This window comes from Kribbia dieselivorans NBRC 106261 (assembly GCF_001552435.1).
Classification (GTDB): domain Bacteria; phylum Actinomycetota; class Actinomycetes; order Actinomycetales; family Dermatophilaceae; genus Kribbia; species Kribbia dieselivorans.
In genome coordinates this window covers 1-1,709 of the sequence record NZ_BCRE01000278.1, presented here as the reverse complement: position 1 = coordinate 1,709, position 1,709 = coordinate 1, and the positions used below count along the sequence as shown (strand labels likewise).

Genomic DNA, 1,709 nt, shown 5'->3' with positions numbered 1-1,709 from the left:
CCTGACTCGTGCCACCGGGGTACGTCACTGAGGCGGGAGGTCGAGGCTGTCCAAGATGGCGACCGCGTCTGGGGTCATGGGGTCCTCGGCATGGTGTTCGTGGCCGGCGATGCGCACGCGGATCTGCTGAATCGGGCGTAGCGCCTGCACGATCTTCTTGATGCTCACCCCAGTCGCGTCTTGCAGGTAGCGCGCGATGGCCAGGGCAGCGAAGACGGTGGTCAGGTGCGCCTCGATCGCTTCACGTGAGTGGCTGAATACCGGTCGCGCACGCAGGTCGGTCTTGCTCATCCTGAAGGAGGCTTCGACCTGCCACAACGCGTGGTAGCTGGCGATGACCTCGCCCGCGGGCATCACCTCGAGCGGGATGTTGCTGACGTACCCCTTCAGGCCGACCAGCTTGTAGGCGCGCTCCAGGGAGGCCTCGTCCAGAACGCGGTCGCCGCCGGTGGTCTTGACGAACCGTGGTGAGCGGGAAGCTTTCTCGCCGGCGATGACGGCCTTCGCGCGGTTCTCCTGCAGCGTCAGCGTCTTGCGATCCCGCACAGCCCGCTTGCGCGAGTAGGCCCACACCGCCCGCCACGACCCAGGATGTTCGACTGGATCCCAGATCGGTTCGGCACGCTGGGCCGTGTCGTTCTCGGCCCGGGCAGCGGCCGTGGCTCGCTTGGGGGTGATGGTGTCGATGACCTGCCCATCGTCGAAGGCGTCCCCGTGCCAACGGAAGTGGGAATCCAGATCACCGGGAGCCTTGACCGCTCGGGAGCCGACGATGAACCGCAGACCCGCCTCATCCAACGGGGTCAGATTCGCCGTCGACAGCATCCCGGCGTCGGCGACCACGACCATGTCACTCAGGCCGTGCCGGGCTTGGAACTGCTGGACGATGGGGATGATGGTGGTGGTTTCGGCCTTGTTGCCCTCGTAGCAGCCGATCTCCAGGGGGAAGCCGTTGCGGTCGACCAGCAACCCGACCACGATCTGCGGGTCCACCCTCCGCTCCTTGCTGAATCCCACCTTGCGTAGCTCGTCCTCATGCTCGGCCTCGAAGTAGAGCGTCGTGACGTCATACAGGCACAGGGACACATCGCCACTGCTGGCGGCGTGGGTGAAGCACGCGGCCGCGACCTGCCCGCGGTAGTCCCGCTCCTGCGCCCGCGCCAGCGAGCGGAACATCGTGCGCAGCAACGCGTGCTCGACGCCGACCTCGTCCAGCACTCGCTGCGAGTCCGCCTTCGAGGTCGGTTCGATGATCCGGGCCAACACCAACTCCTTGAATGCATCATCAGCCACGACGTCGAACCCGAGCCGGTCGTACACGGTGGACAGCACCCGCCACAGCAGCGCGGACCGCTTGCCCGTGATCACTCCGGAGCTACTCGCCTCGCCTGCGCCGTCCTCATCGCCGAGGTCGAGGTCGAGCACTTCCTGCCCTGGGCGCAGTCGCCGGCGGGCCTGAGCCATCAGCACCGCCAACTCTGCCTCGGAACGCGCAGTACCCACGTGCTCGATGATGTGGTTCCGCCCATCGCGCCGCTCCGCGATCTGCACCTTCGTCGCGCCTGAACGGCCAGCCGACTTGCGAACGAACACCACGAACCCGACCTTACCGAGGAGCGGGGTACGTCACTCAGCGCACCAACACCCCGAGAAATAGCGAAAAGTCGACCTCGAGAGCCGATCAAACATCAAGTGGCACGAGTCAGGTC

The 1,709-nt window shown here is 66.1% G+C and carries 1 protein-coding gene; it reads right to left on the bottom strand.

Annotation, left to right across the window (positions count from 1 at the left end; genetic code table 11):
- Positions 1-24: 24 nt before the first annotated feature.
- Positions 25-1,596 carry an IS1634 family transposase gene (locus KD1_RS15845; protein WP_068403526.1) on the bottom strand — a complete coding sequence of 524 codons (1,572 nt, stop codon included), beginning with the start codon at positions 1,594-1,596 and terminating at the stop codon, positions 25-27.
- Between the last annotated feature and the right edge of the window lie 113 nt (positions 1,597-1,709).